2 protein-coding genes are annotated in these 15,684 nt (G+C 76.7%); both read right to left on the bottom strand.

Going from position 1 to position 15,684, the window contains the following annotated elements:
* Window positions 1-11,528, bottom strand: an 11,528-nt coding sequence (locus tag ABZW14_RS33865) for a type I polyketide synthase (RefSeq protein WP_355355221.1), incomplete at its 3' end; no start/stop codon positions are given.
* Between the two features lie 46 nt (window positions 11,529-11,574).
* Window positions 11,575-15,684, bottom strand: a 4,110-nt coding sequence (locus ABZW14_RS33860) for an SDR family NAD(P)-dependent oxidoreductase (protein ID WP_355355218.1), incomplete at its 5' end; no start/stop codon positions are given.

The following is a 15,684-nucleotide window of genomic DNA, read 5'->3' as shown; positions in this document are numbered from 1 at the left end:
GCACGCACACCATCGGCCTGACAGGCCTCGACCAGGCCGGCCACGGCCTGCGGCGGACCCGACACCACCACCGTGGCCGGACCGTTGACCGCCGCGATACCGACTCCCGCGAAGCGGCCGCCGTCAGCCCCCGCCGCCCCCTCGTCGTCACCCGTGCCGGTTCCGGCGGCAACGCCCAGGCGGGCGGCCACGTCCGACGCCGACAGGTCGATCGACGCCATCGTGCCCGTGCCCCGCAGCACCGCCAGGGCCCGCGACCGCAGCGCCACGGTCCGGGCCGCGTCGTCCAGGGACAGGATCCCCGCCACGCAGGCGGCGCCAATCTCACCCTGGGAGTGCCCGATCACCGCCTGCGGCACCACGCCCACGTGCTGCCAGACGGCGGCGAGAGCGACGCCCACCGCCCACAGGACGGGCTGCACCACCTCGACCCGGTCCAACCAGGACTCGTCCGTACCGGTCAGGACGGAGGCCAGATCCACGTCCAGGTGCGGCGCCAGCGCGGCCTGACACTCGGCCAGCTTCGTGTCGAACACCGGCGTGCGGCCCACCAGGCCGGCCGCCATCCGCGCGGACTGCGCGCCCTGGCCGGGGAACACGAACACCGGACCGGCGCCGTGACCCGACGCCACACCGGTCACCGCGTGTGCCGACGGGGCGCCGCCGGCCAGGGCGTCCAGGCCGGACAGCAGCTCGTCGACCGTCGCGCCGACCACGGCGGCGCGGTGATCGAACGCCGACCGGGTGGTGGCCAGGGACCAGCCGATCGCGGCCGGGTCGATCACGTCGCGCCCGCGCAGGTGCCGGGCCAGGCGGGCGGCCTGTCCAGCCAGGGCGGGCCGGGACCGCGCCGACACCGGCCAGGCGACGACGCCGGAGGTGACCACGCCGGGCCGGGAGGCGCCGGTGGCGGTCTCCCCGGCGGGCGGCTGATCGTCGGGGAGTTCGAGGATGACGTGGGCGTTGGTGCCGGAGATGCCGAACGAGGAGACGGCGGAGCGGCGGGTCCGGCCGGCGCCGGGCCAGGGCCGGGCCTCGGTGGCCAGCTCGACCGCCCCGGCCGACCAGTCGATGTGCGGGGAGGGCTCGTCCACGTGCAGGGTTGCCGGGACGACGCCCGCCCGCATGGCGAGGACCATCTTGATCACCCCGGCCACGCCGGCGGCGGCCTGGGTGTGGCCGATGTTCGACTTCACCGAGCCCAGCAGCAGCGGTTCGGTCCGGTCCTGCCCGTACGTGGCCAGCAGGGCCTGCGCCTCGATCGGATCCCCGAGCGTGGTGCCGGTGCCGTGCGCCTCCACCACGTCCACCTCGGACGCGGACAGCCGGGCCGACGCGAGGGCCTGCCGGATCACCCGCTGCTGCGACGGCCCGTTCGGGGCGGTCAGCCCGTTGGACGCGCCGTCCTGGTTGACAGCCGATCCCCGCACGATCGCGAGCACGGGATGGCCGTTGCGGCGGGCGTCGGAGAGCCGTTCCACCAGCAGCACGCCGACGCCCTCGCCCCAGCCGGTGCCGTCGGCCGCCGCCGCGAACGCCTTGCACCGGCCGTCGGCGGCGAGTCCGCGCTGACGGGAGAACTCGACGAACAGCCCGGGGGTGGCCATGATGGTCACGCCGCCGGCCAGGGCGAGATCGCACTCGCCCTGCCGGAGCGCCGACACCGCCAGGTGCAGCGCCACGAGGGACGACGAACACGCCGTGTCCACCGACACCGCAGGCCCCTCCAACCCCATCACGTACGACACCCGACCCGACACCACGCTCGCCGCGCTCCCCGTCGCCGCGAAGCCCTCCAGCTCAGCCGCGGACGCCATCAACAGGGCCCCATAGTCCTGGCCGTTCGTGCCGGCGAACACCCCTGTTCGCGAACCCCGCAACATCCCCGGGTCAACCCCTGCCCGCTCGATCGCCTCCCACGACGCCTCCAGCAGCAGCCGCTGCTGCGGGTCCATGGCCAGCGCCTCACGGGGCGAGATGCCGAAGAAGCCCGCGTCGAAGTCCGCGGCGTCGTAGAGGAAGGCGCCGCTGCGCACATAGGAGGTGCCGGTGGAATAGGGGTCGGGGTCGTACAGCCGGTCGATGTCCCAGCTGCGGTCGCCGGGCAGGTCGGAGACGGCGTCCCGGCCGGCGTGCAGCAGCTGCCAGAACTGCTCCGGGTCGGTGACGCCGCCGGGGAACCGGCAGGACATGGCGACGATGGCGACGGGCTCGTCGTCGCCGAGCGTGACCGGGCCGGTCTCGGCGGTCCGCTCGGCGCCGCCGCCGAGCTCCTCGTGCAGGTGGCGGGCGAGGACCGCGGCGGTCGGGTAGTCGAAGACCAGGGTCACCGGCAGGCGCAGGCCGGTGGCGGTGGCGAGCCGGTTGCGCAGTTCGACGGCGGTGACCGAGTCGAAGCCGAGGTCCCGGAACGCGTGGTGCGGGTCGACAGCCTGCCCGCCGGCGTAGTCGAGGACGGTGGCCGCCTGGTCGCGTACCAGGTCGAGCAGCGCCTGCCGGCGCTCGGCGGTGTTCATCCGGGCGAACGCGGCGCCGGGACCGCCCCGGTCCGCCTCGGTCGCCTCGGCGGCGCCGCCCGTGGTGGCGGCGAGGCGTTGCGCCTCGGGGATCTCGGCGATCAGCGGCGCGGGGCGGGTGGCGGTGAACGCCACGTAGAACCGGTCCCAGGCGATGCGGGAGACGGTCAGGTGCGTCTCGTCGTGCTCGACGGCCTGGTGCAGCGCGGCGACGGCGAGCCGGGGGTCCATCTCGGGCGCGCCGTGGCGGTGCAGCAACCGGCCGAACTCGCCGTCGGCCATCCCGCCGCCGCCCCAGGCCCCCCAGCCGATCGAGGTGGCGGGCAGGCCGAGGCCGCGCCGGTGTTCGGCGAGCGCGTTGAGGTAGGCGTTGCCGGGGGCGTAGTTGGCGACGCCGGAACTGCCGACCGTGCCGGCCATCGCGGAGAACAGGATAAACGCGTCGAGCGGGTGGTCGCGGGTCAGCTCGTGCAGGTTGACCGCGGCGGTGACCTTGGCGCCCAGCGCGTGGTCGATCTGGTCGAGGGTGAGCGCGTCGATGACGGAGTCCTCAAGCACGGCGGCGGTGTGCACGACGGTGGTGAGGGGGTGCTCGGCCGGCAGGTCGGCGAGGACGGCGGCGAGCGCGTCCCGGTCAGCGGCGTCGCAGGCGGCCACGGTGACCCGGGCGCCGAGACCGGTGAGCTCGGCCTCCAGGTCGGCGATCCCGTCGGCCTGCCGGCCGCGCCGGCTGAGCAGCACCAGGTGGGCGGCGCCGTTGGCGGCGAGCCAGCGGGCCATCTGCCCGCCCAGCGCCCCGGTGCCGCCGGTGACCAGGGCGGTGCCGCGGGGCCGCCAGGTGCGGGTGGCCGGGGCGTCGCCGAGCGGGGCGCGCAGCAGCCGCCGGCCGTACGCGCCGGTGGGCCGCAGCGCCACCTGGTCCTCCCCGTCGGCGCCGGCGAGGACGCGGGCGAGCCGGCGGCCCGCGCGATCGTCCGGCTCGTCGGGCAGGTCGACGAGACCGCCCCAGCGGTCCGGGTGTTCCAGGGCGGCGATCCGGCCGAAGCCCCAGGCGAGCTGCTGCGTCGGGTGCGGCAGCGGGTCGGCGGGGCCGGTGGAGACGGCGCCTCGGGTGAGGGTCCACAGTGGTGCGCGGATCCCGGCGTCGCCGAGGGCCTGCACGAGCGTGACGGTGCCGGCGAAGCCAGCCGGCAGGTGCGGGTGCCCGGGCAGCGGCGTCTCGTCGAGCGGGAGTAGGGAAACGATGCCGGCGGCCGGGGTGGCGGCGGCGAGGTCGCGCAGCCGGGCCGCGAGGCCGGTGCGGTCGGACCGTTCCCCGGCGAGGGCGACGGGTACGACCGTGGCGCCGTGCCGGCGCAGCGCGTCGGTGGTGAAGGCGGCCTGGGCGGCGCCGGTGTCGTCCGGGCCGGTGACCAGCCACCACGTGCCGGTGAGGGCCGGCTCGGCGGCGGTGTCGGGGGCGACGGGCAGCCAGCCGTCCCGGTAGCGCCAGGAGTCGATGGTGGCCTGGTCGCGGTGGCGGCGCCGCCAGGCGGCGAGGGCGGGCAACAGGTCGGCGACGGCGCCCTCGGGCACCGCGGCGGCATCGGCGAGTTCGGCGGTGACCGCCGCGAGGTCCTCGGCCTCGACGGCGGCCCAGAACCGGGCGTCGACCTCGTCGGGTTCCGCGACGGCGGCCGGCGCCGGGTTCGGGCGCGGCCAGTAGTGCTGCCGCTGGAATGGGTAGGTGGGCAGGTCGCGGCGGTGCACGGCCCGGCCGGCGAAGGCGGGTCGCCAGTCGACGGGGGCGCCACCGGCGTACGCCTCGGCGAGGGCGCGGTGGAACCGGTCGAGGCCGCCCTCGTCGCGGCGCAGGGTGCCGGTCACGGTGACCGCGTCCGGGTCGGCGGCGGCCGCCTCGACGCTCTCCTGCACCGCCATGGTGAGCACCGGATGGGCACTGACCTCCACGAACGTGTGACAGCCGGCCGCCACCAGATCACGCACAGCCTCGTCGAAGCGCACGGTCTGCCGCAGGTTCCGGTACCAGTAATCGGCGTCCAGGCCGGCGGTGTCGACCCAGTCGCCCTCCACCGTGGACCGGAACCGGACCTCCCCGCTACGCGGCTGCAGCCCGGCCAGCAGCTCCAGCAGCTGCTCCCGCAACGGCTCGACGTGCGCCGAATGCGACGCATAGTCCACCGGCACGCGACGCACCCGGACGTCACGACCCTCGTAGTGGGCGACCAGCTCGTCCAGGGCGGCGCTGTCGCCGGACACCACGACCGAGGTCGGGCCGTTGACCGCCGCGAGGGCGATCCGGCCCTCCCAACCGGCGATCGTCCCCCTCGCCTCCTCGGCGGTGGTGGCCACCGACACCATGCCGCCGTCACCGGCGATACCGGCGATGACCCGGCTGCGCAGCGCCACCACGGCCGCCGCGTCATCCAGACTCAGCGCCCCCGCCACGTAGGCGGCCGCGATCTCACCCTGCGAATGGCCGATCACGGCTGACGGGTGGACGCCGTAGGAGCGCCACAGTGCGGCCAGGGACACACCGACCGCGAAGAGGGCGGGCTGGACCACGTCGACCCGCTCCAACGACGGCGCGCCCGCCGCACCCCGCACCACGTCGAGCAGCGACCAGTCCACGAAGGGGCGCAACGCCTCCGCACACGCCGCGAACGTCTCCGCGAACACCGGAGCCGTGTCGAGCAGTTCCGCCGCCATGCCCGCCCACTGCGAACCCTGGCCGGGAAAGACGAAGACCACGTCGCCCGGCGTACCCGGGGCGCGGGTGACGGTGTGCGGCGCGGGATGGCCGTCGGCGAGCGCGTCCAGCGCGGCGGACAGGCCGTCCCGGCCGGCGGCGAGGACGACGGCGCGGTGGTCGTGGGCGGCGCGGGTGGCGGCCAGCGACCAGGCCAGGTCGGGCAGCGCGGCGTCGGGCGCGGTGTCCAGGTGGGCGCGCAGGTCGCGGGCGCGGTCGGCGAGCGCGGCGGCGGTCCGCCCGGAGAGCACCCAGGGCAGTTCGCCCGCGGGCGCGGCGTCGGCCGGGGCGGGCTCCTCCGGGGGCGCCTGCTCCAGGATGGTGTGCACGTTGGTGCCGCTGATGCCGAAGGACGAGACGCCGGCCCGCCGCGGTCCGTCGCCGGGCTGCCAGGGGCGGGCCTCGGTGAGCAGCGCGACCGCGCCGGCGGACCAGTCGACGTGCGGGGTGGGTTCGTCGACGTGCAGGGTGGGCGGCAGCACGCCGTGCCGCATGGCCAGCACCATCTTGATGACCCCGGCGACACCGGCGGCGGCCTGGGTGTGGCCGATGTTCGACTTGATCGAGCCGAGCCAGAGCGGCCGGTCGGCGGGCCGGTCCTGACCGTAGGTGGCGATGAGCGCCTGCGCCTCGATGGGGTCGCCCAGGGTCGTACCGGTGCCGTGCGCCTCGACCGCGTCGACCTCGGCGGGGCTGAGCCGGGCGTTGGCCAGGGCCTGCCGGATGACCCGCTGCTGGGCGGGTCCGTTGGGGGCGGTGAGGCCGTTGGAGGCGCCGTCCTGGTTGACCGCGCTGCCGCGCACGATCGCGAGGACGGGGTTGCCGTCGCGGCGGGCGTCGGAGAGCCGCTGGAGCACCAGCAGGCCGACGCCCTCGCCCCAGCCGGTGCCGTCGGCGGCCCCGGCGAACGGCTTGCACCGGCCGTCGGCGGCCAGGCCGCGCTGCCGGGAGAAGCCGACGAAGATGCCCGGGGTGGCCATCACGGTGGCCCCGCCCGCGAGGGCCAGGTCGCACTCCCCCGCCTGGAGCGCCTGCGCGGCGAGGTGCAACGCGACAAGCGACGACGAGCAGGCCGTGTCGACGGTGACGGCCGGGCCGTGCAGCCCGAAGGTGTACGCGAGCCGCCCGGAGATGACGCTGGCGGAGACGCCGGTGGCGAGGTAGTTCTCGTCGACGTCGCCCGCGGCCATGAGCAGCGAGCCGTAGTCCTGGCCGTTGGTGCCGACGTAGACGCCGGTGCGGCTGCCGCGCAGCGCGGTCGGGTCGAGCCGGGCCCGTTCAAAGGCCTCCCAGGTGGCCTCCAGCAGCAGCCGCTGCTGGGGGTCCATGGCGAGCGCCTCGCGGGGGCTGATGCCGAAGAACGCGGGGTCGAACTCGCCGGCCCCGGCCACGAAGCCGCCCTCGCGGACGTAGCTGGTGCCGAGGTGCGCGGGGTCGGGGTGGTACAGCTCGGCGAGGTTCCAACCGCGTTCGCCGGGCATCGGGGTCATGGCGTCGGCGCCGCCGGCGACGAGGTCCCAGAGCTGTTCCGGTGAGGCGACCCCGCCGGGGAACCGGCAGCTCATCGCCACGATGGCGACGGGTTCGCGGTGCCGGTCGGTGTCGGCGGCGACGACCGCGCCGATGGTCTGCCCGGCGGTCAGGCCGTGCAGGTGCGCGGCCAGTTCCGCGACGGTGGGATGGTCGAAGACCAGCGTGGCGGGCAGGGTCATGCCGGTCTCGGCGGCGAGCCGGTTGCGCAGTTCGACCGCGGTGAGCGAGTCGAAGCCGAGGTCGCGGAAGGTGCGGTCGGGCAGCGGCCGGCCGGCCGGGTAGCCGAGCACCACGCCGACCTGGGTCCGGACCAGGTCGGTGAGCTGCGGCAGGGACCGGCCGACGACGGTGGCCCGGACCGGGCCGGTGGGCACGGCGGGCACCCCGGGCAGGCCGGCGAGCAGCGGGGTCGACCGGCCCCAGGAGGCGGTGAGGCGTCCCCAGTCGACGTCGGCCACGGTGACCGCCGGGCCGGTGGCGTTGACCACCCGGCCGAGGACGGCGACCGCCTGCTCGGCGGGCAGTGGGTTGACGCCGCCGCGGGTGAGCCGGGCGGACAGCGCGGCGCCGGCGGCCATGCCGTCGGCGGCCCAGGCGCCCCAGGCGACGGCGGTGGCGGGCAGCCCCTGGGCGTGCCGCCAGGCCGCGAACGCGTCGAGGTACGCGTTCGCGGCCGCGTAATTGCCCTGCCCGGCGCTGCCGATCACCCCGGCGAGCGAGGAGAACAGGACGAACGCGTCGAGGTCCCGCCCCGCGGTGGCCTGGTGCAGCACCTGGGCGGCGCCCACCTTGCCGGCCAGGACGGCCTGCATCCGGGCCGGGTCGAGGCCGTCGAGGACCCCGTCGTCGACCACGCCGGCGGCGTGCACGACGGCGGTCAGCGCGGGCAGTCCGGCGACGAGCGCGGTGACCGCGTCGGGGTCGGTGACGTCGCAGGCGACAACCCGGACGCCGGGCAGTTCCGCGACCAGGTCGGCGGCGCCGGGGGCGTCGGGGCCGCGCCGGGAGGCGAGGACGACCTCGGTGGCGCCGTTGGCGACCAGCCAGCGGGCCACCTGCCGGCCCAGCGCGCCGGTGCCGCCGGTGACCAGCACACTGCCGGCCGGACGCCAGCCGGTGCCGGCGGGCGGGGCGGCGGGGACGAGCCGGCGGCCGAAGGTGCCGTGCGGCCGGACGGCGACCTGGTCGTGGCCGCCGTCGGCGAGCACGGCACGCAGGGCGTCCGCCGTGGCCCGGTCGAGCCGGGGCGCTCCGCCGTCGCCGGCGGCCGGGTCCCCGGTGGGCAGGTCGACGAGGCCGCCCCAGCGGTCGGGCTGTTCCAGGGCGACGACGCGGCCGAGTCCCCAGGCCGCCGCCGCGTACGGGTCGGTGAGAGCTTCGCCGCCGCCGACGGAGACGGCCCCGCGGGTGAGGCACCACAGCCGGCCGGGCAGGCCGGTGTCGGCGAGGGCCTGGGTGACGGTGAGCAGCAGCGCCGTTCCGGCCGGCACGGCGGGGGCGTCGGGCAGCGGCGCGTCCGGCCCGGGCAGGACGCAGAGCACTCCCCGCCAGCCCGGCCCGCCGCGCTGCCGCAGCAGCTCGGCCAGTTCGGCGCGCCCGGTTCCGGCGGGCACGGCGAGCACGTCGACGTCGGCGCCCGCCCCGGCGAGCAGCGCCTCCCACGGCCCCGGGTTCTCGTCCGCCCCGGCGTCCGGAGTGGGAAGGACCACCAGCCAGCGGCCGGTGAGGGCCGGCGCGGGGGCCGGGTGGACCGGCTCCCACGCGACCCGGTACGCCCAGCCGTCCACCACGGCGTCGCGCTGCCGGGCCTGCCGCCACGACGACAGCACCGGTACGGCCGGCGCGAGGGCCGCCACCGCGTCCGGGTCGTCCTGTACGGCCAGGTGGGACGCCACGGCGGGCAGGTCCCCGCGTTCGACGGCGGCCCAGAAGTCGCCGTCGGCGCCGCCGGGCCGGTGCGCCGACGCCGTGGCGGCGCCGGGGCTGGCCCAGTACCGCTGGTGCTGGAAGGCGTACGTGGGCAGGTCGATGCGGCGGGCGCCGGTGCCGGCGAACCAGCCCGGCCAGGTCACCGGGTGGCCGTGCAGGTGCAGCTCGGCGAGGGCGGCCAGCAGGGCGTCGGGCTCGGGGCGGTCCGCGCGCTGGGCGGCCACCGTGAGCACGCCCGCGCCGGCGGGCAGGAGGTCGGCGGCCAGCGCGGTCAGCACGCTCTGCGGACCGATCTCCAGCAGCGTGTCCGCCCCGGCGGCGCGCAGCGCGGCGATCCCGTCGGCGTAGCGGACCGCCTCGCGGACGTGCCGCACCCAGTAGTCGGCCGTGCGCAGCTCGTCGGCGTCGGCCAGTTCGCCGGTCAGGTTCGACACCACCGGCAGCGCCGGGGCGGCGAAGGTCAGCCGGTCGAGCACCGCCCGGAACTTCGCCAGCATCGGCTCCATGAGCGGGCTGTGGAAGGCGTGGCTCACGGACAGCCGGCGGGTCCGTACGCCCCGGTCCCGCCAGAGCTGTTCCACCCGGTCCAGGGCGTCGGCCGCGCCGGACACGACGACGGCGCTCGGGCCGTTGACCGCGGCGAGACCGATGCGGTCGGCCAGGCCGTCGAGGGTGGGCAGCACGTCGGCCTCGGCGGCGGCGACCGCGAGCATCCCGCCGCCGTCCGGGAGCGCCTGCATGAGCCGGCCCCGGGCGGCGACCAGCGCGCAGGCGTGCTCCAGGGACAGCACCCCGGCCACGTAGGCGGCGGTGATCTCCCCGATCGAGTGGCCGCCCACCACGTCGGGCGTCACGCCGAACGACTCGACCAGCCGGTGCAGGGCGACCTCGACGGCGAACAGGCCCGCCTGGGTGAAGACCGTCTGGTCCAGCAGGCCGGCCTCGGGCGAGCCCTCGGGGGCGAACAGCACCGTCTTCAGCGGCTGCGACAGGGCCCGGTCCAGGTGAGCGCACACCTCGTCCAGCGCCGCCGCGAACACCGGAAAGGCGGCGTACAGTTCCCGGCCCATGCCGGGGCGCTGCGCGCCCTGGCCGGAGAAGAGGACGGCGAGCTGCCCGCGGGGCACGCCCGCGCCGGCGAGCACGTTCCCGGCCGGCTCCCCCGCCGCGAGGGCGCGCAGGCCGGCGATCAGGTCGTCCCGGCCGGTGGCGGTCACCACCGCACGGCGGTCCAGCACCGACCGGGACACCACCGAGGACCAGGCGACGTCCAGCGGCCGGACGCCGGCATCGCCGGCCAGCCAGGTGGCCCAGCGGCCGGCCTGGGCGGCGAGGGCGGCGTCGGAGCGGGCGGAGAGCAGCACCGGTACGACCGGGCGGTCCGCCGTCGGCGGTTCCTCCTCGGCGGGCTCCGGCGCCGGCGCCTGCTCGATGATGGTGTGCGCGTTGGTGCCGGACACACCGAACGAGGACACCGCCGCCCGGCGCGGCCGGTCCACGGCCGGCCACGGCGTCGCCTCGGTGGCGAGCGCGACCGCCCCGGCGGACCAGTCGACGTGCGGGGACGGGGCGTCCACGTGCAGGGTGGGCGGGACGACGCCGTGCCGGATCGCCAGCACCATCTTCATCACGCCGGCGACGCCGGCGGCGGCCTGGGTGTGGCCGAGGTTGGACTTGACGGAACCCAGCAGCACCGGGCCGGCCTCGCCCCGGTCCTGCCCGTACGTGGCGAGCAGGGCCTGCGCCTCGATGGGGTCGCCGAGGGTGGTGCCCGTGCCGTGCGCCTCCACCACGTCGATCTGCTCGGGCGTGAGCCGGGCGTTGGCGAGGGCCTGCCGGATCACCCGCACCTGGGAGGGACCGTGCGGGGCGCTCAGGCCGTTGGACGCGCCGTCCTGGTTGACCGCGCTGCCGCGGACCACGGCCAGGACCGGGTGACCGAGGCGCTGGGCGTCGGAGAGGCGGGCCAGCAGCAGCATGCCGATCCCCTCCGACCAGGAGGTGCCGTCGGCGGCGGCCGCGAACGCCTTGCACCGACCGTCGGCGGCCAGACCCCGCTGCCGGCTGAACCCGACGAACACGGCCGGGGTGGGCATGATGGTGACGCCGCCGGCGAGGGCCAGCTCGCAGTCGCCGTTGCGCAGCGCCTGGACGGCCAGGTGGAGCGCCACCGACGAGGAGGAGCACGCGGTGTCGATGGTGACCGCCGGCCCCTCCAGGCCGAGGGTGTACGCGATCCGGCCGGAGATGACGCTCGTGGAGTTGCCGGTGAGCAGGTGCCCCTCGCCGTCCTCGGCCTGGGCGATCACCGCGTCGTAGCCGTGCGAGGCCGCCCCGACGAACACCCCGGTACGGCTGCCCCGCACCGCCGGCAGCGGCAGCCCGGCCCGCTCGAACGCCTCCCAGGACGCCTCCAGCAGCAGCCGCTGCTGCGGGTCCATGGCCAGCGCCTCACGGGGGCTGATGCCGAACAGGTCGGCGTCGAAGTCCCCGGCGTCGTAGACGAAGCCGCCCTCGCGAACGTAGCTGGTGCCCGGGTGGTCGGGGTCGGGGTGGAAGAGGCCGTCGAGGTCCCAGCCCCGGTCGGCGGGGAACGGGCCGATCCCGTCGCGGCCGTCGCGCACGAGTTCCCACAGCTGCTCGGGCGAGTCGACCCCGCCCGGGTACCGGCAGCTCATCGCGACGATGGCGATGGGCTCGGAGTCCCGCGCCTCCAGCGCCCGCAGCCGCCGCCGGGTACGCCGCAGCTCCGAGGTCGTACGCTTCAGGTACTCGACGTACTTCTCGTCCTCGTTGGTCACCGTGGGCCTACCTCACTCGGCATACCGATGTCGTCGCGGCCGGCGGTCACGACGTCTCCAGCTCGCGGTCGATCAGGTCGAAGATGTTCTCGGTGGTGGCCGACTCCAGGTCGTCGTCGCCGTCGGCGTCGGCCCGCCGCTCGGTCAGCCGGTCCAGCAGGCCGTGCAGCCGCTCGGTGATCCCGCGGAACTCGTCGTCGGCCGGGTCGAGCCCGGCGAGCGCCGCCTCCAGCCGGTCGAGTTCCCGCCCGGCGGCCGACGGCCGGTCGGCGGCCACGTCCGCCACGGCGAACTGCGTGGCCAGGTACGCGGCGAGCGCCGCCGGTGTCGGGTTGTCGAAGACCAGCGTGGCCGGCAGCCGCAGCCCGGTGGCCGCACCGAGCCGGTTGCGCAGCTCGACGGCGGTGAGCGAGTCGAAGCCGAGTTCCCGGAACGCCCGGGCCGGTTCCACACCGGCCGGATCGCCGAGGCCGAGGACCACGGCGACGTGCGACACCACCAAGTCCCGCAGGGCGCGTTCCCGCTTCTCCCCCGGCAGGCCGCGCAGGGTGTCGGCGAACGCCTGCCCCCCGGCGGTCTCGGCGGCGGCGGCCCGGCGGCCGGCGGCGCGGACGAGGCCGGCCAGCAGCGGGTGACCGTGCGCCACCATCGCCGTGTTGATTTTGGCGGGCACGACCGTCGGCCGCTCCGACCGCCAGGTCACGTCGAACAGGGCGAGGGCCTCGTCGTTGGTGAGGGCCACCAGCCCGCTGCGCTCCAGCCGCCGCCGGTCGACGTCACCGAGATGCCCGGTGATCCCGCTGGCCTGCGCCCACAGGCCCCACACGAGGGAGACCGCCGGCAGGCCGAGGGCCCGCCGGTGCTCGGCCAGGGCGTCGAGGAACGCGTTTCCGGCCGCGTAGTTGCCCTGGCCCGGCCCGCCGAGCACGCCGGCGGCGGCGGAGTAGAGCACGAACGCGGTCAGGTCGGAGCCGAGCGTGGCCCGGTGCAGGTTCCAGGCCGCGTCGACCTTCGGCCGCAGCACCGCGGCGAGCCGGTCGGGGGTGAGCGACTCGACGGTGGCGTCGTCGACCACACCGGCCACGTGCACGACGGCCCGCAGCGGGTGCCGTGCGTCCACCATGGACAGCACGTCGGCCACGGCGTCCGCGTCGGCCAGGTCGGCGGCGACGATCGACACCTCCGCGCCGCGCGCCTTGAGGTCGGCCAGCAGGTCGTCCGCGCCCTCGGCGTCCGGGCCGCGCCGGCTGACCAGCAGCAGGTGCCGGGCGCCGTGCGTGGCGACCATGTGCCGGCAGAGCAGCGCCCCCAGGGTGCCGGTGGCGCCGGAGACCAGGACCGTGCCGTCGAGGCGCGGCACCCGCGGGATGCTCAGGGTCAGCTTGCCGACGTGCCGGGCCTGGCTGAGGAAGCGGAACGCCTCGGGCGCGCGCCGGACGTCCCAGGTACGCCGGGGCAGCGGCCGCAGCGCTCCGGCGTCGAACAGCGCCATCAGCTCGGCCAGCATCCGGGCGATCGTGGCCGGGCCGGCCGCCATGAGGTCGAAGTCCTGGTAGCTGACGCCGGGGTGGTCGGCCGCGACCCGCCGCGGATCCCGCTTGTCCGTCTTGCCCATCTCGACGAACCGCCCGCCCGGGGACAGCAGCCGCAGGGACGCGTCCACGAACTCGCCGGCGAGGGAGTTGAGCACCACGTCGACGCCGCGCCCGCCGCGGCGCTCGCGGAACTCGTCGACGAAGTCGAGGCTGCGTGAGGACGCGATGTGCGCGTCGTCGAAGCCGGTGGCGCGCAGCGCCGGCCACTTGCCGGGGCTGGCCGTGCCGTAGACCTCCGCGCCGAGGTGGCGGGCGATCTGCACGGCGGCCATGCCGACGCCGCCGGTCGCCGCGTGCACCAGCACCGACTCCCCCGCGGTGAGCCGGCCCAGCTCGACCAGCCCGTACCAGGCGGTCAGGAAGACCACCGGCACGGCCGCCGCGTCGGCGTAAGACCAGCCGTCGGGGATGCGGGTGAGCATGCGGTGGTCGGTCACCGCGACGGAGGAGAACGAGCCGGCGATGATGCCCATGACCCGGTCGCCGGGGGCGAGGCCGGTGACGCCGGGGCCGACCTGGCGGACCACGCCGGCGCCCTCGCTGCCCAGCACCTCCTGGTCGGGGACCATGCCGAGGGCCAGCACGACGTCCCGGAAGTTGAGCCCGGAGGCGCGCATCTCGACCAGGACGTGCCCCTCCGGCAGCTCGCCCGCCCCGGTGGGCACAGGGAGCAGCGCCAGGTTCTCCAGGGTGCCGGTCTCGGTGACGTCGAGCCGCCACGGCGCCTCGTCGCCGGGCAGCGGCAGCACCCCGGCCTCCCGCGCCCGGACGAGCCGGGGCACCAGGACGGCGCCGTCGCGGACCGCGAGCTGCGGCTCGCCGGTCCCGACCGCGGCCGGGACCGCGGCGAGGGAGGTGGCCGCGTCGTCGCTGTCGAGCAGCGTGAACCGGCCGGGGTGTTCGGACTGCGCGGACCGGACCAGCCCCCACAGGGCGGCGCGGGCGAGGTCGCGGGCGGCCTCGCCGGGCGCGGCGCCGACCGCACCGCGGGTGTGCAGGACCAGGCGGGTCTGCTCCAGCCGCGGCTCGGCGAGCCATTCCCGCACCAGTGCCAGGGCGTCGCGGGCCGCGTCGTGCGCGTCCGCGCCGGCCCGGGCCGGGTCGGCGTGCGGGCCGGCGCGCAGGTCGACCACGACCTCCGGTACGTCACCGGCGCCGTCCAGCGTGGCGATCAGCGCGGCCAGGTCCGGGTGGCCCGTCACCCGGTGCCCGGCGGCGGCCAGCGCGTCGGCCAGGCCGAGGCTGTCGTCGCCGAGCAGGGCCCAGCGCGTCGCGCCCCCGGCGGCTGCCTCGGTGGCCGGCAGCGGCGTCCAGTCCAGGTGGAACACCGAGGTGCGCCGCAGCGCGGCGGTCTCGTCGGCCCGGCCGGCGGCGACCGGGCGGAAGGTCAGCGACTCCACCGTGACGACCGCCTGGCCGGCCGGGTCGGTCAGCGCGACGGCGACCGTGTCCGGGCCGAGCGCGCGCAACCGCACCCGCAGCCGGGTGGCGCCGTGGGCGTGCAGCGCGACCGAGCGGAAGGCGAACGGCAGCCAGCCGGTGCCCTCGGCGTTACCCGGATCGCCGAGCAGCGCGCCGGGTCCGGCGGCCTGGAGGGCCGCGTCGAACAGGGCCGGGTGCAGGCCGAACCGGGACGCCTCGGCGGTCACCTCGTCGGGCAGCGCCACCTCGGCGTACACCTCGTCGTCGCGGCGCCACACCCGGCGCAGGCAGCGGAACGCGGGGCCGTAGCCGAGGCCCGCCTCGGCCGTGTGCGCGTACCAGGCGTCGAGGTCGGCGTCGACCTCGACGGCGCCGGCCGGTGGCCACTCTCCCGGGACGATCGCGGGGTCGGGCAGCTGCGGCAGCAGCAGGCCCTCCGCGTGCCGGGTCCATTCCGCGTCGCCGCTCTCCTCGGGGCGGGAGTGGACGGTGACGCTCCGCTCGCCGGTGTCGCCGGGCGGGCCGACGCGGACCTGCACCTGGACGGCGCCGGTGGCGGGCAGCACGAGCGGGCTGATCAGGGTCAGGTCGCCCACCTGGCCGGCGTCGACCTCGTCGCCCGCGCGGATCACCATGTCCATGAGGCCGGTGCCGGGAACGACCACCGCCCCGCCGACGGCGTGGTCGGCCAGCCACGGGTGGGTACGCACGGACAGCCGCCCGGTGAGCACCACCGTCTGGTCGTCGGCGACCGGTACGGCCGCGCTGAGCAGCGGGTGCCCGGCGTCCTGGAGTCCGGCCGCGCCGACGTCCCGCACCTGGTGGGCGGGGGCCGTCAGCCAGTAGCGGCGCCGGTCGAAGGCGTAGGTGGGCAGGTCGGTGGTGGGTGCCGGGGCGAGGATCGTCGTGAGGTCGACGGGTAGGCCGAGGGTGTGGGCGGTGGCGAGGCTGGTCAGCAGCCGGGTCGGGTCGTCCTCGCCCCGGCGCAGGGTGCCGAGGGTGTGTCCGGTGGTGGCCGTGTCGTCGAGGATCGCCGCGACCGGGAGGGTGAGCACGGGGTGGGCGGACACCTCGATGAACGTGGTGTGCCCGGCGGCGACGGCGACGCGCACGGCGGCGTCGAACTGCACCGGCCGGCG

Source organism: Micromonospora sp. NPDC004551 (assembly GCF_040609975.1).
In the GTDB taxonomy this organism is placed as follows: domain Bacteria; phylum Actinomycetota; class Actinomycetes; order Mycobacteriales; family Micromonosporaceae; genus Micromonospora.
This window is presented reverse-complemented; position numbering and strand designations above follow the sequence as displayed.